Origin of the sequence: Bowmanella pacifica (assembly GCF_014645355.1) — a bacterium.
Classification (GTDB): Bacteria; Pseudomonadota; Gammaproteobacteria; order Enterobacterales; family Alteromonadaceae; genus Bowmanella; species Bowmanella pacifica.
Genome location: NZ_BMLS01000003.1, coordinates 484,586 through 507,307, shown reverse-complemented (window position 1 = coordinate 507,307; position 22,722 = coordinate 484,586). Strand labels below are relative to the sequence as shown.

20 protein-coding genes and 1 riboswitch are annotated in these 22,722 nt (G+C 51.4%); of the genes, 9 read left to right on the top strand and 11 right to left on the bottom strand.

Annotated features, from left to right (window positions below; all coding sequences use genetic code 11):
* Positions 1–26 precede the first annotated feature (26 nt).
* Positions 27–413 carry a DUF6746 family protein gene (locus IEX02_RS12295; protein ID WP_188695373.1) on the top strand — a complete coding sequence of 129 codons (387 nt, stop codon included), beginning with the start codon at positions 27–29 and terminating at the stop codon, positions 411–413.
* A gap of 49 nt (positions 414–462) precedes the next feature.
* Here IEX02_RS12295 and IEX02_RS12290 read toward each other — a convergent pair whose 3' ends face one another.
* A complete protein-coding gene (locus IEX02_RS12290; protein WP_188695370.1) occupies positions 463–873 on the bottom strand; it encodes a VOC family protein in 411 nt (136 codons plus the stop codon).
* A gap of 236 nt (positions 874–1,109) precedes the next feature.
* Between IEX02_RS12290 and IEX02_RS12285 the strand changes: the two genes are divergently transcribed.
* The 4 genes from IEX02_RS12285 to IEX02_RS12270 all read left to right on the top strand — a co-directional run bounded on the left by IEX02_RS12285 (position 1,110) and on the right by IEX02_RS12270 (position 6,653).
* On the top strand, positions 1,110–1,673 hold the full coding sequence (locus IEX02_RS12285) for a sigma-70 family RNA polymerase sigma factor (RefSeq protein ID WP_188695367.1): 564 nt from the start codon (positions 1,110–1,112) through the stop codon (positions 1,671–1,673).
* On the top strand, positions 1,670–2,695 hold the full coding sequence (locus tag IEX02_RS12280) for a FecR family protein (RefSeq protein ID WP_188695364.1): 1,026 nt from the start codon (positions 1,670–1,672) through the stop codon (positions 2,693–2,695). Before IEX02_RS12285 ends, IEX02_RS12280 begins: the two co-directional genes overlap by 4 nt.
* 76 nt (positions 2,696–2,771) lie before the next feature.
* Entirely contained in the window at positions 2,772–5,699 is a 2,928-nt protein-coding gene (locus IEX02_RS12275; RefSeq protein ID WP_229702207.1) for a TonB-dependent receptor, read from the top strand.
* Positions 5,700–5,759: 60 nt separating this feature from the next.
* Positions 5,760–6,653 (top strand): hypothetical protein, encoded by an 894-nt coding sequence (locus IEX02_RS12270; RefSeq protein WP_188695362.1) that lies wholly within the window; start codon positions 5,760–5,762, stop codon positions 6,651–6,653.
* A gap of 116 nt (positions 6,654–6,769) precedes the next feature.
* Here the strand turns inward: IEX02_RS12270 and IEX02_RS12265 are convergent, their stop codons facing one another.
* Together IEX02_RS12265 and IEX02_RS12260 are read right to left on the bottom strand one after the other, a co-directional pair.
* Positions 6,770–7,531 (bottom strand): SDR family NAD(P)-dependent oxidoreductase, encoded by a 762-nt coding sequence (locus IEX02_RS12265; protein ID WP_188695360.1) that lies wholly within the window; start codon positions 7,529–7,531, stop codon positions 6,770–6,772.
* Positions 7,532–7,797: 266 nt separating this feature from the next.
* Complete coding sequence (locus IEX02_RS12260) at positions 7,798–8,856, bottom strand: zinc-binding dehydrogenase (RefSeq protein WP_188695357.1); 1,059 nt, start codon at positions 8,854–8,856, stop codon at positions 7,798–7,800.
* Positions 8,857–9,022: 166 nt separating this feature from the next.
* Here IEX02_RS12260 and IEX02_RS12255 point away from each other — a divergent pair, with 166 nt between their 5' ends.
* On the top strand, positions 9,023–10,027 hold the full coding sequence (locus tag IEX02_RS12255) for an AraC family transcriptional regulator (RefSeq protein ID WP_188695353.1): 1,005 nt from the start codon (positions 9,023–9,025) through the stop codon (positions 10,025–10,027).
* Between the two features lie 247 nt (positions 10,028–10,274).
* Complete coding sequence (locus IEX02_RS12250) at positions 10,275–10,856, top strand: TetR/AcrR family transcriptional regulator (RefSeq protein ID WP_188695350.1); 582 nt, start codon at positions 10,275–10,277, stop codon at positions 10,854–10,856.
* Positions 10,857–10,889: 33 nt separating this feature from the next.
* Here IEX02_RS12250 and moaE read toward each other — a convergent pair whose 3' ends face one another.
* The 8 genes from moaE to IEX02_RS12210 all read right to left on the bottom strand — a co-directional run bounded on the left by moaE (position 10,890) and on the right by IEX02_RS12210 (position 17,141).
* On the bottom strand, positions 10,890–11,387 hold the full coding sequence (gene moaE / locus IEX02_RS12245) for a molybdopterin synthase catalytic subunit MoaE (protein WP_188695347.1): 498 nt from the start codon (positions 11,385–11,387) through the stop codon (positions 10,890–10,892).
* A gap of 1 nt (position 11,388) precedes the next feature.
* Positions 11,389–11,634 carry a molybdopterin synthase sulfur carrier subunit gene (gene moaD / locus IEX02_RS12240; RefSeq protein ID WP_188695343.1) on the bottom strand — a complete coding sequence of 82 codons (246 nt, stop codon included), beginning with the start codon at positions 11,632–11,634 and terminating at the stop codon, positions 11,389–11,391.
* A complete protein-coding gene (gene moaC, locus IEX02_RS12235) occupies positions 11,627–12,115 on the bottom strand; it encodes a cyclic pyranopterin monophosphate synthase MoaC (protein WP_188695341.1) in 489 nt (162 codons plus the stop codon). The genes moaD and moaC overlap by 8 nt, the downstream gene beginning before the upstream one ends.
* Positions 12,112–12,651 (bottom strand): molybdenum cofactor biosynthesis protein B, encoded by a 540-nt coding sequence (gene moaB, locus IEX02_RS12230; protein ID WP_188695339.1) that lies wholly within the window; start codon positions 12,649–12,651, stop codon positions 12,112–12,114. Before moaB ends, moaC begins: the two co-directional genes overlap by 4 nt.
* A complete protein-coding gene (locus IEX02_RS12225) occupies positions 12,648–12,977 on the bottom strand; it encodes a hypothetical protein (protein WP_188695335.1) in 330 nt (109 codons plus the stop codon). Before IEX02_RS12225 ends, moaB begins: the two co-directional genes overlap by 4 nt.
* Entirely contained in the window at positions 12,978–13,946 is a 969-nt protein-coding gene (moaA, locus tag IEX02_RS12220) for a GTP 3',8-cyclase MoaA (RefSeq protein WP_188695333.1), read from the bottom strand.
* Positions 13,937–14,057, bottom strand: a riboswitch (molybdenum cofactor riboswitch). (Overlaps the previous gene by 10 nt.)
* A 371-nt stretch (positions 14,058–14,428) precedes the next feature.
* A complete protein-coding gene (gene narL, locus IEX02_RS12215) occupies positions 14,429–15,094 on the bottom strand; it encodes a two-component system response regulator NarL (protein ID WP_188695330.1) in 666 nt (221 codons plus the stop codon).
* 193 nt (positions 15,095–15,287) lie between these two features.
* Positions 15,288–17,141 carry a histidine kinase gene (locus IEX02_RS12210; protein WP_188695327.1) on the bottom strand — a complete coding sequence of 618 codons (1,854 nt, stop codon included), beginning with the start codon at positions 17,139–17,141 and terminating at the stop codon, positions 15,288–15,290.
* Between the two features lie 258 nt (positions 17,142–17,399).
* Between IEX02_RS12210 and IEX02_RS12205 the strand changes: the two genes are divergently transcribed.
* Both IEX02_RS12205 and narH read left to right on the top strand, forming a co-directional pair.
* On the top strand, positions 17,400–21,188 hold the full coding sequence (locus IEX02_RS12205; RefSeq protein WP_188695325.1) for a nitrate reductase subunit alpha: 3,789 nt from the start codon (positions 17,400–17,402) through the stop codon (positions 21,186–21,188).
* Between the two features lies 1 nt (position 21,189).
* Positions 21,190–22,719, top strand: a complete 1,530-nt coding sequence (gene narH / locus IEX02_RS12200; protein WP_188695321.1) for a nitrate reductase subunit beta — start codon at positions 21,190–21,192, stop codon at positions 22,717–22,719.
* Positions 22,720–22,722 lie beyond the last annotated feature (3 nt).

The following is a 22,722-nucleotide window of genomic DNA, read 5'->3' as shown; positions in this document are numbered from 1 at the left end:
AGCATGTCATCAGATAAGGAATAATCATGTGCAATAAATGGTTGAAACAAGGTCTTTGTGCGGTATTGATGGTTAGTGCAACCTCGGCCCTGGCTGATGCCAGGCCGGATCATTATCAGGGGCAGCAAGCGGATAGTCTTGAGCAGGCCATGACCAATCTGGTCAGCTACAATGCCAAGCTGAAGACGGTGCTGGCCAAGTCCAGTTTGTCTTTGGAAGATATGGCACATATTCATGAGCTGACCTACAGCCTGGAAAACGCGTTGCAGCGTTTGGATGTGGAGTTGGATAGCCTGGCTGCGACCTTGGAAGAAGTGCACATAGGCTCAGAAAAAGCACAGAGCGAGCAGGTCAAATCTCAGGGGCAAAAATACCTGAAGCACGCCGAAACCTTGCTGCAATCAGGACGTTAAAACGTTCCGCTAAAGGCCGGGGGAACCCATTCGCCGGCCTTGGTATTTTTTAGTTTGCGCCTGCCACGGCAGCAGGATCCATCCAAAACGCTTCCCAAATATGACCATCTAAATCCGCCAGGGCCCGGCTGTACATAAAGCCCATATCCTGTATTGGGTTGATATCGGCCGTTCCCCCATGCTTGGCGGCGGTCATATTCATGGCATCAACACTGGCGTGACTGTCGCAGGTAAGGGCCAGCATCACTTCGCTTGCACCATCTGCTGGTAAAGGGCGGCGGGTAAAGCTGGCCCATTTGGTGTGAGTCAGCAACATCACATAGATATGTTCGCTCCATACCATGCACGCAGCTGTATCGTCGGTAAACTGCGGATTGTTGGTAAAGCCTAAAGCCTCGTAAAAAGCCACGGATGCGTTGAGATTGCTGACCGGTAAATTGACAAAAATCATCTTGGACATGTTGAACTCCCTTGTTGTTAAGAACCTTGTCGTGGATTAATCAGTTATAGTCGGAATACGCGCCGCACAATCGACAATGGAAGGGAATTTTTTGTCATCTTCTCGCCTACTGTTATTCAGTCCATAGTCCTCGCCCTACATAAATTTGTCACAGTAGTGCAATAAAATTCACGCCATTTAGCTGATGACTGGCGGAAATCTGTGCGTCAATCGTCATGATATAAATGAGTAACGTTTTGCAAAAAAAGCACGCCATCAGCGCCGTCTTTATATCAATGAGAGCAACCCTTGAACGGGCGGTGGGACGTATTGTTCCGGCCAAAGAAATCGAAGATGTTGTACAGGATACTTATGTTCGTATTTTGCAGTCTGAACAGTTAGATTGCATCAAGCGACCGGAATCCTACTTGTATAAAACCGCGGTGAATCTGGCTAAAGATTACCTGAAAAGTGCTCATCACAATCTGTCTGCTTATGTGGAAGATATGGATCTTGTTGAACACAGGCAAAGTGATGAGGACAGTGTATTTAAACAGTTTGCCAGTGAGCAGGAGTTTGCCCGTTTCTGCGATGCGGTGGGAGAATTGCCTGAACAATGCCGACGTGTGTTTGTACTGCGCAAGGTTTATGGTTTTTCACAAAAGGAAATTGCCAAGTCGATGGGGTTGTCGGTCAGTACCGTAGAGAAGCACATCGCCTTGGGGATCAAGCGCACCTATTTGTCGTTACGCAAATCGACCCGTCCCGCTGTTGTGCACCACACTAATGCCGGTGATAACGTTGTGGGAGGGCAGGGATGAGTAAAGTGATTCAATACCACAAGCCCGATGATGTGTTGGAGCAGGCCAGTCAGTGGTTGGCTAAACTGGACAGGGGCTTGAGCCGGACTGAGCAGCAAGCCTTTGTGGATTTTATGCAACATCCCCAGGCCAGAATCACCCTGGAAGAACTGGCACAGCTTTGGGACAAAATGGATGTGCTGGCAAAACTGGCAGAGCTGATGCCACCAACGGCCGCAGCGGCGCGTTCACGCCGCATAGGCTGGACACTACCGCTCTCCTTAGCGGCTTCCCTGTTAGTTATGGTGAGCACCTTTATGCTGTTTCAACCTCCTCAGCCCCTTCCTGTGGCTGCGGCACAGCAAACAATCCATGTTTATCAAACCGAAGTGGGCGAATACCGGCGCATTGTGCTGCTGGACGGCACTGAGGTGGCACTAAACAGCGATTCGCGCCTGCGGGTGAGTTTTACCGCTAAGGTTCGGCAGATCTATCTGGAGCGGGGAGAAGCCTTCTTTGATGTGGCTCATGAGCCAGCTCGTCCATTCAATGTGTGGGCTAATGACCGGTTGTTTCAGGCGGTTGGCACGGCATTTAGTGTTCAGGTTGACGCTCTGAAAGTGGCGCTTATCGTGCAAGAGGGTATTGTCAGCGTAAATAAAGCAGTCACGAGCCAAGGTTTGCCGGCTGAGGAGTTGGTCCCCGGCGGTCAGCTTATGCAGGCCGGTACCCGAGGGGAGTATCGGCCGATGCAGGATAACACCGCGCCTATTGTCGCCAAGGAGCTGGAAAAACGTTTGTCCTGGCGACAAGGCAATATCATTTTTACCGGCGATCGTCTGGAAGATGCCATCGCTGAAGTCAGCCGTCATACCCTTGTTCAGTTTGAGTTTATCGACGAACAGGCCCGCAATGTGCAGGTAGCCGGTCGTTTTAAACTGGGCGATTTGGATGGGTTGTTGGTGGCGCTGCAAGACAACTTCAATATTCACTACCAGCGGATCGGTGACGACAGGATCTTGCTCAGTGCACGAAGCTGGTAACAAAACCTTCATCAAAAACTTGTGGCGGATTTTCCGTGCTGTCTCGTCAATCAGGCGGTGGTGCATTGTCACTGCAATGGATGGGATGCGCGGTGCTGGCGGGTTGTCATATGGCATCTTGTTAGGCAGCTATTGGTTGCTGGCAGGTCAGGTGTTTGCCGCTGAACCGAGCAAGATTCGTTTCAATATTCCTCCGTTGCAGGCAGACAAAGCGCTCACTCTGTTTGCAGAGCAGGCGGATTTAACCTTGGTGTTTCCCTATGAAATCGCGCGGAAAACCCAGGCCAATGCCGTCACCGGCGACATGACAGTGTCGCAGGCGGCTTACCTGCTTCTGCAAGGCACGCGCCTTCAGCCATCTTATTTGGCCGATGGACGCTTAAAAATAGCGCAACTACGCACTCAGCCTGTAGAGGAACAAAACGTGAAACAACATAAATTGTCGGCTATTGCCGCTTTTCTATCTTCTTTGTTTATTGCTCCGAATGTCACCGCACAGATGTCAGAAGACGGTACGGTGGAAGAAATTGTGGTTACAGGGCAAAAGCTTTCGCGCCTTAGGGCACTGGATACTAAGCGCAATGCCTCGATGCTGATGGAAGCGCTGTCTACCGACAACCTTGGGCGTTTGCCGGATAAAAATGCCGCCGAGTCATTAAACCGTTTACCCGGCGTGTCTATTTTAATCGAGAAAGGGGAAGGGCGTTTTGCCTCTATTCGTGGTATTCGTCCCGACTGGAACCGGGTAACGGTAAATGGTTTTGAAACGGGCTCGCCGGAGAAAGACGGCAGCGGACGCTCTATGCCCTTGGATATTCTGGGCGGTGAGTTGCTGCAAAGTGTGGAAGTGTATAAAGCCAAGACCGCCGATATGGACGGTGAGGGTATTGGCGGAACGGTCAATATTGTGACCAAAAGACCGCTGGATACCGACGAGCTGCAGGTAACCACCAATCTGCGTTACGGCTTTGAAAGCGCCGATCAGGACAACCCTTATTACGACAGTGATGACCCCTATAATTTCGATGTGGCAGCTTCAGGACGGATTAACGAAAGACTGGGCTGGAACCTGGGGGCATCCACCTCGCACCGGCAATATCTGGCGCAGGGTATCTATCAGGATGACTGGGCTGAGATCAGTGGCGTTGCGTATCCCGAACAAACTAAAAACAACTACTACGTGGTGGGGCGTGATCGCGATACTGCCGTGGCGGGGCTGCAATATAAAGCGTCCGATACCACCACGTTGATGCTGCAGGGGTTTTACAGCCAATTCGACGAATTTCAGCATCGTAACCGCTTCCGTCAGGGCATTGAACAGGATGGCGAGCTGATTGCCGATATCAATGGCGATACCGTGACTATGGTGCCAGGCGGGTCCTTTATTCGCGCCGACTTACGCCGCGAAGATATTAATAAAAAGCTGCTGAATCTGAGCTTCAGCGGGGAAACCTTAAGTGGCAGCTGGCTGCATCAATACGGCATTAACTTTGGTCACAATGAAATCAGCGAGCCGAACGCCGACTGGGGCTTTCGTCAGAATACGCCCCAGGATTTAGGTCCAGATAGCTGGTCGCTAAATGAAAACGGGGTATTAGAAATTGCTGAAGGCGGGCTGCAACATAATCTTGCGTCTAATCTGCGTTTTCATGATGTGTCCTACCAGAATGACTCTGCCGAGCAGGACGTGTTTTCTGCCAAGTTCGACAGCGAATACGCCTATACCCTGAACGGTTATGCCGGTGCGGTGAAATTTGGCGGTAAGTACAGTCGTAGCAAGAAGTCTTTTGATTACAACAATCTGTCTTACGATATTGAGCGCAATAATCTGGCGGACTTTAACGTGACCGACGGTGCCTTTTTAAATGATGTGGATGGTCAGGCGCGTGCCAACTTGTGGTTCAATCTGGATGCGCTGAATGCCCTGCTACATACCAACCCTGAGCTGTTTGATCAGGTGGACGATAATGGTGTGGCCAATCTGGCATCGGATCGCAGCGTAGAAGAGCAGGTGAGTGCGGTGTATATCATGAATACCCTGCAGCTTAACAAACTGGAGCTGGTGGCTGGATTGCGCTTTGAACAAACCGACGTGACATCAAATGCCAATCAGCGTATTGATGATAAGTTCGAGCCTGTCAGTATCGAAGGCGACAACAGTGTTGTATTGCCTTCCTTAATTGCCAATTACCATTTCACCGACAAGCTGATTGGGCGGGCCTCTTATACCACGGCCCTGGGACGCCCCAATTACGGTGATATCAGCGCGACGTCCAGTTTTGGCATTGATGAAAACGGCGACGGTGTGCTGAGCATCGGCAATCCCGATTTAGAACCTTATACCGCGGATAACCTGGACTTGGCACTGGAATGGTATCCCACCGATGCCAGTTTGCTATCGGTTGCCTGGTTTCAAAAGGATATCGATAACATCATCATCAATGATGAGAAAACCCTCAGTGGCGGCAGCTATGAAGGGATTGATTATGGTGTAGATGAACTGGTTGTACGCACCAAGCGCAATGCCGACACCGCCGAGGTGCGTGGTGTTGAATTTAATATCCAGCACCAGTTCAGTAACCTGCCGCAGCCATTCGATGGGGTGGGGGCGATGTATTCCTACACTAATATCGATGCGGAATTCTATGACAGCAATATTGGCCAGAACCGTAAGCTGGAAGGACAACCGGAGGAGATTCAAAGCTTCACCCTGTTCTACGAAGATGACAACTTGTATGTGGGACTGACCTACAACTACAACGCGTCATTCCTGACCGATTCTAATGATCTGCAAAGGGTGGAAGACGATGTGGAGCAGGGCGAGTTTGGCCGCTGGGATCTGCGTATGTCCTACAACCTGAGCGACAGCCTGACACTGTACTTTGATGCCAATAACATCAATGACGAACCGACCACCGAGTTTCAAGGCGGCAACGAAGCCTGGAATACCGAATACGAATATGTGGGTACCACTTACTACTTCGGCCTGACTTACAGTCTGTAAGGCTGTCTTTAAGCAAATTATGCCCCCTTGCTTGGGGGCCTTTTAAACAAGAGCAGATAAATGAAACAGTATGCAAAAGCCTGTTTATTACTGGGCCTTAGCCTGCCTGTGTGGGCACAAGCGAATATGGCGCCAGCCCTGAGCACGCAGACCTTGGCTGAGCACCAAACCTTTGATGCCCGACAGGGCGTTGCGGTGGATGAGCAGCATTTTTATGCGGTCAACAGTTTTCGTATTACCAAGCATCGTAAGTCAGATGGCAGAGCGCTACTGCAGTGGGATGGTGAGTCCGACCAGCACGGGCCCTTGATTCATCTGGACAGTGGCATGGTATGGCAGGGAAAGCTGTATGCCTCGCATTCCAATTATCCTCATTGGCCAATGACAAGCTCGGTGGAAGTATGGGATACCGCCAGCATGGCCCACATTGCCACTTATAGTTTTGGCACTGAGCTTGGCTCGTTTACCTGGCTGGATAGGCATCAAGGCTACTGGTGGGGAGCCTTTGCCAATTACGACAAAGTACAAAAAGGCCAGACTCAGGCCTATGGCCTGACCGCCAATACCCAAGTGGTAAAAATGAACGATCAGTTTCAGATCCTGGAAAAATGGCAATTGCCAGCCGGTATTCTTAAACGTATATCGCCCATGAGTAACTCTGGTGGCAGTTGGGGGCCGGATGGGCTTTTATATCTGACCGGTCATGACCATGGGGAAATCTACGTTTTGGCCTTGCCCGACTACGGCAGTGAACTGCACTGGCTGGCCACTGTTGCTGCGCCGGATATTCATGGTCAGGGCATTGCTTGGGAGCGGAGTAAAAAGGAACGGATTCTATGGGGAATTCGCAAAAAAGATCGCAAGGTATTTCAAATGCTAGTGCCAGAGATAGCGCCGATACCGGTAAAGGCGGCCCAACCTATCAGAACCCCTGGGCACTTTAATCAACAATAGCTTACTGCCACAGACAGGTTGCCCGACAGCCTGTCTTTTCCTCTGCACTGGCAGTGCCTTTTAGGCCTCATTGGGGAAAAATGCCGGGGGTTGCCCGCCCGGCAAAGGGGAGCACGCTAGCTCAATAAGGGATATTTGAAGTTCTCAAAGCCATCGGCGGCGCTGATCGTGACACCATTGATGCTATTGGCCTCTTCGCTGGCTAAAAATGCCACCACATTGGCGATTTCTTTAGGTTGGGTGAAGGTTTCACGCATATGCTCTTTGCGAATGTGATCCCACAAGCCCACCTCTTTATATTGATGCAGCATCGGCGTATTAACGCGACCCGGCGCCACGGCGCAGACCCGAACGCCAAGGGGGGCCAGTTCCAAAGCGGCACATTTGGTCATCATGTCGACAGCGGCTTTGCTGACGTTATAGCTAAAGGTTAATTCGGAGGCCATCTTGGCATAGACAGATGAGGTGTTAACGATGACGCCGCCGGTTCCTTGTGCACTGAACTGTCGACCTGCCGCCAAAATGCCGTAATAGACCCCTTGTTGGTTTACTCGGGTGATAGGATCAAAGTCTGCCGCTGGATCGTGTTCAAGCAACGGCTTAGCGGTGGCAATACCCGCGTTATTAATCAGCACATCCAAATGTCCAAAGTGACTGACAAGATGGCTGATCATGGCTTCTACCTGGGCGTAATGGGTAATATCTGTGGCCAGGGTGACAAGACGTGGCGAGTTATAGTGGCCGAAAACCGCCAGTGCTTCATCTGAGATATCAGAAGCTAATACATTGGCTCCTTCGGTGAGCAGTTTGTTGACCATGGCTTGGCCTATACCGCCTGCCGCACCTGTCACAATAATGTTCTTGTTTGCTAATCGCATCTTGACTCTCCGGTTGTTGATACGACTTACTATAATCTTGCCGCACTCTCCTATCTTGATATTTTACGAGCTGTATTTGACTATTTGCGAATGCGGGGCGAGGGTGAAATCAGCCTTATTGCATGCTTGTAAGTTTGGGCTACTAAAACGGGTATTCGGGTCATTGGACTAAGCTGCGGGGAAAATTAGCGCGGGCGTAACAAACATTAGGGGATAAAAACAGAAAAACCGGCCATAGTATGGCCGGCAAAAGAGATAGCTTATTCTTAATAGACTTCGAGGAGCCCTTTACGCCAGGGTTCGATCATCACTTTGATATGCTGATTGGGCTTCATTAGCTGGGCAAAGGCATCGCCTACACCATCAATCCCCACTTTACCTGTGAGCAGCAGTTGCCAGGGAATTTCGCCCTCGGCAATGGCATCCAGACATTCTTTAAATTCATCCGGTTGGTAATAGTAGGAAAAACGCAGATCCAGCTCTTTCACTGTGGCGTAAGCATAATTGATGGTAGAGGGCGTAGTATGCACGCCGGTGATGACAATCCTAGCGTTAGCCGGCGCACGGCGCACAAAGCCATCGATAAGACTGTGAATGCCTACGCATTCAAAAATCACCAAGCGGTTGCTGCCGGCATATTTTGCTGCGACGGCCACTTCGTCCTGCTCTTTGGGGTTAACATCGGCCGTTGCGCCAAACTCCCGTGCCATTGCCAGCTTGTCTTGTTGCAGATCGGCGGCCAGAATGTTTTTTACGCCTTTGCGATGCAAGGCAGAGATAACCGCTAAACCAATAGGGCCACAGCCAACCACTAAGGCGGTATCCTCAGGACGGATATCGGCGCGATTTACGGCATGTAATCCTACCGCCAATGGCTCGGTTAAGGCAGCAGCTTCGGCTGGGACATGATTAGGCACCGGCAAGAGCAGCGCTTCATCGAGGATAAAGTATTCGGAGTAGGCGCCCCCTACACCAGGTGTCACGCCAACCCCGGCATTATCCTGGCTGAGCAGAATGGGCACGGATGTCACCCGGCTTCCAATGGGCAGTTCTTGCTGGGTATTGGGTCCGTAACTGATAATCTCTGCGCAGAATTCATGGCCCAGCAATACCTGGGCATGGTTGTCAGTGCCAGGAGGCAGTAAGTCCATATCACGGAAAAAGTTCAGTACGTCATCTGAATGGCGGGCAATGTGTAAGTCCGAACCGCAGATACCACATGCCAGGCTGCGCACTAACACCTGTCCGGCTTGCGGCTCTGGCAGCGGGGCTTGAATAGATTTCAAAACACCATCTTGTAAGGCAATTGAGTTCATCATCGTCATAAGTGACTCCTCTATTTAACACGGAATGTGACACCGGTCCGGCGCCAGTTTCGGGCGACAAGAACGGGGTGATGAGTTCAATGTAGTGAGAATCTGGTCATGGTTCTTGACTTATTACGCATTTAAATTGATATATTACGAGTTTCGAGGGGCGTAAGGCGGATATATGCATTTAGTACGCAGTGGGGCGGCGGCACATTTTGAACAACTGGTGTTGGAATATGGGCAAAACCCCATAGAGATTATTCGTCAGGCGGGATTGCATCAGGTGCAGTTTAGGGATCCTAACACCTATATTGCCCATGCCAAATTGGCAACCTTACTGGAGATAGCCGCTCAGCGCTGCCAGCAACCCCTGTTTGGGCTGGCATTAGCACAACGCCAGCGGGCGAATGTGTTAGGGGACTTGCCTATGTTGGTATCACGCGCTGCTACCGTGGCCGAGGCACTGGAATGGGGTAACCGCTATGTTTATTTGCATGCAGGTGGCGTGTCGCTGCAGATAGTACCGCGCGGTGACTCGGCGCGGCTGAGTTTGTCTCTCGATTTACCAGTGTCTCATTCCTTTGTACAGCTTATGCAAATGAGTGTGGCGCAAATGGCCATTTTTGTCTCTGGTCTGTTAAATACCGAGCCGAGGGCAATGACCTTGTATTTACGTCAGGCTCAGCCTATAGCCAGTCATACCTCGCTGGCGACACCGCTACCGACGATACGATTTGAGCAGGACTTTGATGGCATTGTGCTGACTACCGCCCAATTAGCCAGTCGTAATCACCATGATGATGAGGCATTAAACCGGCATTTAACCGCTTATCTGGCTTACTTACAGAACCATTATCCAGACAACCTTGCGGCGCAGACTAAGGAAGTTATTGGCCGGCTCTTGCCCACCGGGGAATGCAGTATAGATAGAGTGGCCACGGCGCTGGGAATGCATGAACGTACCTTGCAAATGCGTTTAAAAGCCGCAGAGGTCAGTTACAGTCTGCTATTGCGCGAGGTTCGACAAAACATGGCAGAACAGCAGCTTAGGTTTGGTTCACAGTCAATCACCGAATTGGCGCTGCAACTGGGGTATGCCGAAGTGGCCGTATTCAGTCGCCATTTCCGTCAATGGACGGGGCAATCTCCAAGACAGTGGCAGAAGACGGCTCGCCAACTGTCCTAGTCTAGTGCTAGTAAATTTCTTCGGTGTGCGGGCTCTGCTCTGCCCATCAGGTAAGTATCTGTTATTAGTGATTGGTGGTTGCTTTATGCATATTGAATATAGTCCAGACGATCTAGACTAATTTTGAGGTAGACTAAGCTGTACGCTATACGACACTTAGTTATTTATTTAGTTAAAAATAAATGCCATACAAAATTAGACTGTAGAGTGTATTTGTTCTGAGGTTTTGATGTCTGGGAAACGAATAGTGACAAAGAAGAGTAAACGAGATGAACTGGTCGAAGTGGCACAGAAACTGTTTTATCAGCATGGTTTCAGAGTCACTGGGATAGACACTATTTTAGCGCAGTCCGGGGTAGCCAAACGAACGTTGTACAATCATTTTAAGTCTAAAGATGAGCTAATTATTGCTGCGTTAAACAAAAGGGATGAGGAGTTTATGGCAATGATTAAGGCGTTGGTGGATAAGTATGAAAAAGTGCAAAGGGGAAAGCCGGCCTATGCCAGAATACTTGCCTATTTTGACGCCTTATCGGAATGGTTTAACTCAGAGAAGTTTAACGGTTGTATGTTTATCAATGCATCTGCTGAGTACCCAAGAAAAACCGATCCTATTCATGTGGTCTGTGCCAATCATAAGCGCTTTATTTTGCAATACATTACGGAGCTTATCTCTGGCATTGAATGTCGTCATCCTGAAGAGGTGGCCTGCCAGCTAAGCTTGCTATCCGATGGCGCCATTGTCAGTGCGCATACTGCCAATTTGGCCAATGCCGCAGAGATGGCCAAAAAGACCGCGGTGATTATTCTGGATGCCTATCAAGACTAAACTCGCACTGAAATTGGGCGGCAGGGTTGCTCTCTACCTAATATGGTGCGGGTGTTTTTGATGATACCAGTGCTGGGCTTTTTGCTGATCCTGCTGTTTGGCTTGTACCCAGTGTTCACCGGTATTATCCCGTTCTTTTTTCCAAAACGGTGCCCGGGTCTTAAGCTGATCCATAATGAATTCGCAGGCTTGAAATGCCTGGCCCCGGTGCTGACTGGTTACACCGACAAACACGATTTGTTCTCCGGCCTGTAAGCTTCCCACCCGGTGAATCAAGCGGACGCGGCCAACAGACCACAAGTGTCTTACCTCAGCCACTATCTCCCTAAGCGATTTTTCCGTCATGGCCGGATAATGTTCCAGTGTCAGTCCTTGTACCTGGCTGTGTTGATTAAAATCCCGTACCAACCCAACGAAGCTGACCACGGCACCGTCCTGCTGGTTACCAGCGCAAAGTTGCAGGTATTCTTCGGCCTGGCTGAAGTTGGTTTCTCTTACCGAGATAAAGTCTGATGGCAGCGTGTGATGCATGTTAGCCTCCGGTAACAGGGGGAAAGAAAGCGACTTCGTCACCGGCATGCAAGGGATGACTGTCATCCACTAAGCACTGATTTACCGCTGCCAGGGAATTGTCCGGCGCCAGGTAGGACTGCCACTCTCTATGCTGTGCCATCAGGTACTGACGAAGTGCACCTAGATCGGCAAAGGCATTTTGCAGCGCCAGTTTGTCATGACCCATCTGCTCGCGCAGCTGAGCAAAAAACAATACTTCAATCATGATCTTCTCTCGCTTGCCAGTGACCACTCTTGCCACCGGACTTGGTGATGACTCTGATACCGCCAATCTGCATGGCCGGATCGATGGCCTTACACATGTCGAACAGGGTCAGGGCCGCGACGGACACGGCCGTCAGCGCTTCCATCTCAACTCCGGTTTGTCCTGTTACTTTGCAGGTGGCTTGAATCTCCACCCTGACGTTGTCGGCATCCACCTTAAATGCCACCTGGATATCGCTAAGCATCAGTGGGTGGCACAGGGGAACTAAACTGGCACATTGCTTGGCTGCCTGAATGCCGGCGACTCTGGCAACGGCAAATACATCGCCCTTGGGGAGCATTCCTGCGCAAATTCTCGCCAAGGTGTCGGGCTGCATTGCCACATAGCCAACAGCCATGGCCAAACGGTGCGTTAGCTGCTTGTGACTAACGTCCACCATGCTGGCTTCCCCTTTGTTGTTCAAATGCGTCAGACCGGTCATGGCCGCTGTTCACACAGGGGAGTTACATTGAGGTGGCCAAGAAAATTGCATTTACCCTGGCGTGCATCCAGTTGCGGCGCAATCAGCTGCTGCCAGGCGGTGGTGCAGGCATTGACCGAGCCTGGCAAACAACAAATCAGGGTATGGTTTGCCAAGCCTGCCAGTGCGCGGGATTGCAATGCCGATGGCCCAATATCCTGAAAAGAAAGTTGTCTGAAGAGCTCGCCAAACCCAGCGACTTCGCGGTCAAACAGCACAGACACGGCCTCGGGGGTGCAATCGTCAGCATGAAAACCGGTACCGCCATTGATCAGAATCACCTGCACATCGGTGCTGACAATCCAGGTGGATACCTGGGCACGGATAAGGTAGCGATTTCTTGGCAGTAAAAGCCGCTGGCTTAACTTATGTCCGTCGCTTAGTAGCTTTTCTTGCAGATACTGTCCGGCTTTGTCTTGTTCGAGGCTGCGGCTATCGGACACCGTCAGTATGGCGATATTCAAAGCGGCGTCGGGTGATAATGGGGTTGTAGTCATAGTGTCATTCCATTGGTAATGGCGGTTTGCCATTGCTCAGGTGTATTCAGATTGGCGAGTCCTTGCCTGGCGTCGCAGGGTCGGGCACAGGCATGCCGGTGATCCAACATATTGCGCACCGAACCTTGGCCTTCGTTATCCATCAGTTGTCTAAGGTAAGGACGCAATACCTCGGTAATAGGTAAATATAAAGGCAGAAAACAGGACTGAAAATAGCGAGCCTGGCCAGTTCTGCGCCTATGGTTATACAGCGTGTATTGAAGCTGAACTCTGTCTTGCTCCATCCGGCTGAAATGCCCGCCGGCCAGCCCCAATCCAATCAGCATTTAGCCTCCCAGCATGGCCAGTTGTTGAGTGGCGCCGGTCAAACCCTGCTGCAACCAATGGCTACTGCTTTTTTGCCCAAGCAATTGCAAAATATGTGTTTGCAGGCCGTCTATATCACCATCTTGCAACCAGGGCGCCAGAGACAACCCCTGTTCGGCAAATAGGCACAAGTGCAGATTACCTGTGGCAGACACCCGCAGCCGATTGCAACTGGTACAGAAGTCTTTGTCGTAGGGCATGATCAAACCAATGTTGCCCTGATAGTCCGGGTGACAAAACTCCTGTGCGGGGCCGGCGGTTTTATCCCGCACTATGGGCAGCCAACCACTGGCGAGCAATTCGGTTTTTATGCGCTGACCACTGAGATGGTTTTCGGCAAAAAATGCCCGATTGTCGCCAGTTTGCATCAGCTCAATCAGGCGGAGTGTGACCGGTGTGCTTTTCAGCCAGCTCAGTGCATCTTTGAGTAGGGCCTGAGAGTAGCCTTTTAACAGCACGCTGTTAATCTTGACCTTAAGCCCCTGCGAAAGGGCACTTTCTACCCCTTTTAGCACAGTATCCAGCTTGTCATGGCCGGTAATGGCGTGGAATTGTCTGGGATCCAGACTGTCGATACTGACATTCAGGGCGCTTAGCCCGGCGTCCTTCCATTGCTTAACTTGGCCGGGTAACTTGAAGCCATTGGTGGTCAGCGCTACCTTGTCAATGCCCCGAGTTTGGGCACAGATAGCAATGATCTCCGTCAGATCCTTGCGCAGCGAAGGCTCCCCTCCGGTAAGACGGATTTTTTGGGTACCCAAGCCGGAAAATGCGCCTGCCAAGGTGGTAATCTGCTGCTGGTTGAGAAAACGGCGTTTGCTGTCACCCCGATAACCGTCAGGCAAGCAATAGGTGCAGCGAAAATTGCAAACATCGGTGATGGACAGTCGCAAATACTGAAAGCGGCGGCCAAATCTATCTTCCAACATGATTCCTTACCTTTCCAAACACGGGAGGCTGACAGATTTCTCCATCAACCCTATAGGCCGTTATCCCATGCCCGACGGTTTAGCGATAACGGCTCGGTAGGCCGGGCGTTGTCCCGACGGATTAATGCTACGACAATCCAGGCGTCAGACCATTCCCCAAAAGGGATAGACCGGTGGTGCATTGGGATGATTTCCCGTTGGTGGTGACCACTAAGCCCAATCTGCTGGTGCCTAATCCCTGTGGTTTGGCCCGCTAGCGAGCCATTTCTAGTGGTAGCTTGATTCACATTAGCAGCATGGGCTGCGGCGGAGTCTCACTTATGGTTATAGGGGACAGCGTGTTGTCACTGTCAAGGGTGGTAGGGCAACTAGGGCGTTACTCCGGTCAGTGCCGAGCTTGCCCCGGCATCGCGGTTCTATAAGTATTCCCTAGTTATTTAAATGGGGTAAAGTTAAGGAGCACTAATACCAGTCAGTGGCAATCAGCCCCTGATATCTCCTTTACTTTGCTGATTAACCATCCATACCGCGGCCTCTACCCGTGAGCGCAGATCGAGCTTTTTCAACAGATGTTTGACATGCACCTTCACCGTACCATCTGAGATATCCAGTTCTCTGGCAATCAGCTTATTGCTCAGCCCCTTGGCGATAAGCTTAAGGATGTCCAGCTCCCGGCTGGTCAAACTGGCCAGGGCGCGGTTGGTTTGGCGCTGAGGGCGGCGTAAGGCGGTAGCCAGGATTTCGGTCAGCTTTGGGCTCATCACCATCTTACCCAGAACCGCTTCTTTTAGCTTATCAATCAGGGCTTCCGGCTCCATATCCTTAAGCAGGTAGCCGTCGGCTCCCAAACGAATAGCTTCTACCACATCTTCGTCACTGTCTGACACGGTAAGCATAATGATGCGAGCATCCACGCCACATTCGCGTAAAGCTTTCAGGGTTTGCAGCCCATCCATGCCCTGCATATTGAGATCCAAAGTAATAAGATCCGGGTCCAGGGACTCGGCCAGCTCAATAGCCTGCTGACCGCTACTGGCTTCACCCACCACTTCCAGGTCGTCTTCCAGTTCAATCAGTTGTGTCAATCCTTTACGCAGTAAAGGGTGATCGTCGACCATCAATACAGTGGCTGGGGTTAACTCGGACATCTTAGGCTCCGGCATTTATCTGATTAATAATCAAAGAGTAACGGTTAGGGAGAAGGATGCCAACCAATCTCAGGAGATAGGTGGGTACCTCTAAATAGGTAGATAGTGTTCTGGCTAAGGGGTAACAGTGTTCGTAGTTGTGGCTCTGCGCTGCCTGAGCTGCCGTATTAATGTCTACAATCCTGTGACGCGACTAGGTTCCTGTCACCTCATCTTTGCGCTGGGCATAATATTCAGGTTCAAATTCAAAGCTGACCAGGGTGCCGCCTTTGGGATGGCGTTGTACATTCAGCTCTCCCCCTAAATTACGACTGCGCTCGCGCATAATGGCCAGGCCATAGTGATTTAGCTTGCCTGGGTCGTTTTCAATGCCGACCCCATTATCACGAATACTAAGCTTGATATGGGATGGGGTGCTGGCATCTCGCTGCAAACTCACCACCACTTCATTGCCCCCTGAATGATGCAACGCGTTTTGCGAGGCTTCGCGGGTGATTTGCAGCAGGTGAATTTCTTCATTGGGGCTAAAGGGCAGGTTGTCCACATCAAATTCCAGCGAGAAGCGAATACTGTCGGAACGCTCCTGCAGTTGCAGCAGACTTTGTTCCATGGCTGCGCGCAAACTCTGGCCATCCATTTTCAGTCTGAAGGTGGTAAGCAGTTCACGTAACTCCCGGTAGGCTGAACTTAATCCGGTTTTCAGTTCGTCAATAACCGGGGCGGCTTTATCAGCGCCGTTAGGCTGTTTAAGTAGCTTCTCTAACCTGGCCACCTGAATTTTTAGATAAGACAGGGCCTGCGCCAATGAATCGTGCAGTTCTCTGGCAATAACAGTACGTTCATGCATTAGCACGAGTCGGCGACTTTGTTCCTGCTGGTCACGCAGGCTCAAACTTACGGCAAACTGATCAGCCACGGACTTGAGCAGGCGCATCTGCCAGGTTTCCAATTTTTGCCCTGGCTGCAACTGACATACCAGCACGCCATAGTTAGTGGAAGCACGGGTCAGGGGAAAGGTCAGTTTATTATCTGTCGGTGGGTTGGCATTCATACACCCATTACAATCTTTATTGATGCAGCGCGAGGGTAAAATTTTATCCTTGGTCATCAGGTGTTCGTAAGGCGTATTACCCGAGGCTGTCATCATGCATAGGTCCAGATCCGACAGTCCGGTAATCTTTGCCAGGCGATTTAGCAGCGGGCCAAACTCCGACGGATGATTGAGTGACTCCTGCAGGCTATTACTGATGTTGTAGAGCAGTTCCATCGACTGATTACTTTGTTGCAGGCGGATGGTTTTCTCCTGCACTTTTCTTTCCATCAAACTGTGGGAACGACTGATAGCATCTGACATATGATTAAGGGTATGACCCAGTAGTGCCAGTTCATCATGACCATGGTCGGGGGCGCGCCCGGTAAAATCACCTCGGCCTATTTGCCTGGCTATTTGGGTCAGCTGGGCCAGCGGCTGTTTAATATGTCGGCTGATGATAAACATGGCCACAATCATTAGCAGGGCGGTTAGCAATAACGCAAGGCCCTGAATCAGGCGAATAGTGGCGACATTTTGCTCGGCATGATGCTGATGAAGCTGAACCAAACGGTCGATGTCTTTGACCATGGCGTCGGTTTCATTTAGCAGGTTCAGCAAAAGGTCAGGCTGTAGAGTGGCAGACGAAATATTTGGTTTGATACGCGCTTGCCAGCGTGACTCAATTGACTCATACAACTGAAAATGCTCGCTGGCCTGTTTGGCCATCGCCGGGCGCTGTAGGGTAGGTAAATGCAGGGTTTGGTCAAATAGCTGGATCTGCTTGGCCAGGCGCTGCTGACGTTCGTCTGCCGCTAAGTCTTCACGCATCAGGCTGATGACGATCTGATAGCTTTGCATACGCAGGGTGCCGGACAGGTTGATGGCATAGGCGTCACTTTCAGCACTGTCACTGATAAACACCGAGCTGGCCATACTCACCACCGCCAACAGACTAATGACAAACATCATCAGGCCAATTCTGAACACTATTGAACGATTAAGTTGCTTTAACATCGCCTTACCTGTCAGGGGCACAGGTGGTACTCACAATAAACAGGGAGTAGTTCCTACTACCGGCTTTTGGTTTCCACCTGCCTTTCATCCCGCGATATTACTGATTTTTGCCTGATTTAACAGCTACCCCTTATGGGGTATTTGTCTTAAATCCCTTATGTGGCAAGGGATTGCGAGGCTGTTAGCGATCTATTTTACTAGGCTGCAGAGCGAGTATTTCGCCAAGACCAGTAGCTAATTTATCAACAGGAGTCCGGCATGAGTCAATTTCTGGACAGATTGCAGTATTTCAAACGTATAAAAGGACAGTTCGCCAAAGGCCACGGTGTGACCACAGACGAAGATCGGAGTTGGGAAAATGGGTATCGTCGTCGCTGGCAACACGACAAAATAGTGCGCTCCACCCATGGGGTGAATTGTACCGGCTCCTGCAGTTGGAAAATTTATGTTAAAGACGGCCTGGTGACCTGGGAAACCCAACAAACCGATTATCCTCGCACCCGGCCTGACCTGCCTAATCATGAACCTCGTGGCTGTCCCCGTGGTGCCAGTTATTCCTGGTATATCTACAGCGCCAATCGCCTCAAGTATCCGAAGATTCGTAAGCGCTTGGTGAAGCTGTGGCGTCAGGCCAAAATGCAGCACAAAGATCCGGTTGAGGCCTGGGCGTCCATCGTTGAAGACCCGGTTAAAGCCAAGGATTACAAGCAGCAGCGGGGCTTAGGTGGTTTTGTACGGGCGCGCTGGGATGAGGTGAATGAAATCATCGCCGCGGCCAACATTTACACCACCAAAACCTATGGGCCTGACAGGGTAACCGGCTTTTCGCCTATTCCAGCCATGTCCATGGTGTCCTATGCCGCCGGGGCTCGTTATTTGTCATTGATTGGCGGTAACTGCCTGAGTTTTTACGACTGGTATTGCGACCTGCCACCGGCGTCACCGCAGGTGTGGGGGGAACAGACCGATGTGCCCGAGTCGGCGGATTGGTACAACGCCAATTACATTATCTGCTGGGGCTCGAATGTACCCCAGACCCGCACCCCAGATGCGCACTTCCTCACCGAGGTTCGCTATAAAGGCACAAAAGTTATCAGTGTGACGCCGGATTATTCCGAGGTCGCCAAGCTGACCGACCAGTGGCTGGCACCCAAGCAGGGGACAGATGCCGCGCTGGCGATGGCCTTTGGCCATGTGATCCTCAAAGAGTTTTATGTTGACCGTCAGGTCGAGTATTTCACTGACTATGTTCGTCGTTACAGTGATATGCCCATGTTGGTGTTACTCGACGAGCAGGAAGATGGCAGTTTGGTACAGGGGCGTTTTCTGCGCGCGTCCGACTTGCTGGACAATCTCGGGCAGGAAAACAACCCCGAATGGAAGACCATAGCGCTTAATGAAGAGAACGGTGAACTGGTGTCTCCCACCGGCGCCATAGGTTATCGCTGGGGGGAGGCACAAAGCGGTATTGGCAAAGGTAAATGGAACCTGACCCAGCGTGACGGTAAAACCGGCGAGAACCTGCATCTGCAGCTCAGCCTGAAAGCCGGTCATGACGAGCTGGCAGCGGTTAATTTCCCGTACTTTGGTAGCCGTGAACACGAATACGGTTATTTCCAACATACCGAACATGACGCGGTGATCCCCCGTAAGGTGCCCGTCAGGTTGGTGACGCTGGCGGATGGGCGTCAGGCCAAAGTCGCGACGGTATTTGATTTGACCCTGGCTAACTATGGCGTGGAGAACGGCTATCAGGACCCTAACTGTGCCAAAACCTTCGAACAGAACCTGCCTTATACCCCGGCCTGGCAGGAAGCCATCACCGGCGTGAAGGCCGCCGATGTGGTGAAAGTGGCCCGTGAGTTTGCTGACAATGCGGCCAAAACCAAAGGTCGCTCGATGATCATTGTCGGCGCGGGGATGAACCACTGGTACAACATGGATATGAACTACCGTGGCCTGATCAATATGTTGATCTTGTGTGGTTGCGTAGGACAAAGCGGCGGCGGTTGGGCCCATTATGTGGGCCAGGAAAAACTGCGTCCGCAAACCGGTTGGACCCCATTGGCGTTTGGCCTTGACTGGGTACGTCCACCTCGTCATATGAACGGCACGTCCTTTTTCTATAATCACTCCAGCCAGTGGCGCTATGAAAAACTGCATATGCAGGAAGTGATTTCGCCGCTGGCGGATAAGAGCAAGTGGACCGGAGCCATTATCGACTACAACACCCGTGCCGAGCGCATGGGTTGGCTGCCGTCGGCGCCGCAACTTGGTATGAACCCGCTGCAGCTTTGTCGTGATGCCCGTGACGCCGGTATGTCAGCCAAAGATTATGCGGTGCAGCAATTAAAAAGTGGCGAGCTGGAATTTGCTTGTCTGGATCCGGATAACCCGAAAAACTTCCCGCGTAATATGTTTATCTGGCGCTCCAACTTGCTGGGGTCTTCCGGTAAGGGTCATGAATATATGCTGCGCCACTTACTGGGTACCAAGCACGGCTTGATGGGTAAGGATTTAGGTGAAGAGGGCGGTGACAAGCCCGAAGATGTGCACTGGCGTGATGATGCGCCGGAAGGCAAGGTGGATTTGTTTGTCACCTTGGATTTTCGTATGTCCACCACCTGTTTGTATTCCGACATCGTGTTGCCTACTGCGACCTGGTATGAAAAAGACGACCTGAATACCTCGGATATGCACCCCTTTATTCACCCCTTGTCCAGCGCCGTGGACCCGGTTTGGGAATCGCGTAGTGACTGGGACATCTTCAAGGGGATTGCCAAGTCGTTCTCAGAGCTCTGTGAAGGACACCTTGGCCAGGAAGAAGATCTGGTGACTCAGCCGATGCAGCATGACAGCCCCGGTGAGCTGGCACAGCCTTTTGGCAGCCAGGCCTGGTGGAAGGGCGAATGCGACCTGATCCCAGGCAAAACTGCGCCGAATATGATTACCGTCGAGCGTGACTATCCCAATACCTATGCGCGTTTTACCTCCCTTGGTCCATTAATGGACAAATTGGGCAACGGCGGTAAGGGCATTAGCTGGAATACCCAGAAGGAAGTGGATTTTCTTGGTGAGCTGAATCAGCGTCATATCAAAGCTGGTGCCAATCAGGGCCGGCCAAAAATTGACACAGCCATTGATGCGGCCGAAGTGATCCTATCTTTGGCGCCAGAGACCAACGGTCAGGTAGCCGTTAAGGCCTGGGATGCGCTGTCGCAAATTACCGGCTTAGACCACCGCCATCTGGCGCTGCCTAAAGAAGAGGAGAAGATCCGTTTTCGCGACATAGTCGCGCAGCCGCGCAAGATCATCAGCTCACCTACCTGGTCAGGCTTGGAAGACGAGCATGTGTCCTATAACGCAGGTTATACCAATGTGCATGAGTTGATCCCCTGGCGCACCATCACAGGTCGTCAGCAGTTTTATCAGGATCATGAATGGATGCGTGACTTTGGTGAAATGCACTGTCTGTACAAACCACCGGTTAACCTGAAAACGGTGCGGCCTGTATTAAACAAGAAGAGTAACGGTAACAAAGAGCTGGTGCTGAACTGGATCACGCCACACCAAAAGTGGGGCATTCACAGTACTTACTCGGACAATCTGCTGATGCTGACCTTGTCCCGTGGTGGCCCTATTGTGTGGCTGGCCGAGCCAGACGCTGCCAAAGCCGGGATTGAAGATAACGACTGGATTGAGGTGTTTAACGTCAATGGCGCCATCGCTGCCCGGGCCGTGGTGTCACAGCGGGTGCCGGAAGGGATGAGCATGATGTATCACGCCCAGGAGCGGATAGTGAACGTACCTGGCGCTGAAACCACCGGCACCCGTGGCGGTATTCATAACTCCGTGACCCGCGCAGTGTTAAAACCCACGCATATGATTGGTGGCTACGCCCAACAGGCTTACGGCTTTAACTATTACGGCACAGTGGGCTGTAACCGCGATGAGTTTGTGATTGTGCGCAAGATGAGCAAAGTGGACTGGTTGGATGACGACAGTGTCGACGCCCTGGATGCCCAACTGAACGAGCAGGAGAAGTAACATGAAAGTCAGAGCGCAAATAGGCATGGTACTGAACCTGGACAAATGCATTGGCTGCCACACTTGTTCGGTTACCTGTAAAAACGTCTGGACCTCCCGTGAGGGGATGGAATATGCCTGGTTTAATAACGTTGAAACCAAACCTGGCATCGGTTATCCCAAGGAATGGGAAAACCAGGAAAAATGGAACGGCGGTTGGGTCCGTAGCAAAAACGGTAAGCTGGAGCCCAAGCAGGGCGGCAAACGCCGTATTCTGGCCAACATTTTTGCCAACCCGGATCTGCCGGATATCGACGATTATTACGAACCTTTTGATTTTGATTACCAGCATCTGCACCGCGCAGGGGAGAGTAAACACCAGCCGGTGGCCAGACCCCGCTCATTAATCAGCGGCCAGCGTATGGAGAAAATCGAGTGGGGGCCGAATTGGGAGGAGATCCTCGGTACCGAATTTAGTAAACGCCGTAAGGACAAAAACTTCGATAAGGTGCAGGCCGACATTTATGGCCAGTTTGAAAACACCTTTATGATGTACCTGCCACGTTTATGCGAACACTGCCTGAATCCGGCCTGTGTGGCATCTTGTCCCAGCGGCGCCATCTACAAACGCGAAGAAGACGGCATTGTGCTGATTGACCAGGATAAATGTCGCGGTTGGCGTATGTGCGTATCGGGTTGTCCGTATAAGAAAATCTACTACAACTGGAAAACCGGCAAATCAGAGAAGTGTATTTTCTGCTACCCGCGTATTGAGGTGGGCCAACCCACAGTCTGCTCGGAAACCTGTGTGGGCCGTATCCGGTATTTGGGTGTACTGCTGTACGACGCCGATAAGATAGCCGATGCGGCATCGGTACCTAATGATCAGGACTTGTACCAAGCGCAGTGCGATATCTTCCTGGATCCATTCAACAAAGACGTACAAGCCGCGGCAAAACGTGAGGGGATCCCAGATGCCTGGCTGGAAGCCGCGCAGCAATCACCGGTCTACAAAATGGCCATGGAGTGGAAGGTTGCCCTGCCTTTGCACCCTGAATACCGTACCTTACCTATGGTTTGGTATGTACCGCCTCTGTCACCTATTCAAACGGCGATAGAGTCAGGGCATGTGGGCATGAATGGCGTTATCCCTGATCTTAAATCCTTGCGCATTCCGCTTAAATACCTGGCTAACCTGCTCACCGCGGGTGACGAGAAACCCGTGATCCGCGCCCTTGAACGGATGCTGGCGATGCGTGCTTATAAACGAGCACAGCAGGTGGAAGGGGTGAAAGATGATGAAGTCATTGCTGCTGCCGGATTACATGATTGGCAGGTGGAGGAAATGTACCGGGTGATGGCGCTGGCCAACTATGAAGACCGCTTTGTCATTCCCACCAGCCATACCGCTTATGCCCAAGACGCTTACGATATGAAGAGCGGTTGTGGTTTCAGCTTTGGTAACGGCTGTGGCAGTTCTTCCGAGGTGAACTTGTTTGGGACTAAGAGCCAGACCGTCCGCCAGGTTATCCCCGTTGAGATTCAGGAGTAGGCC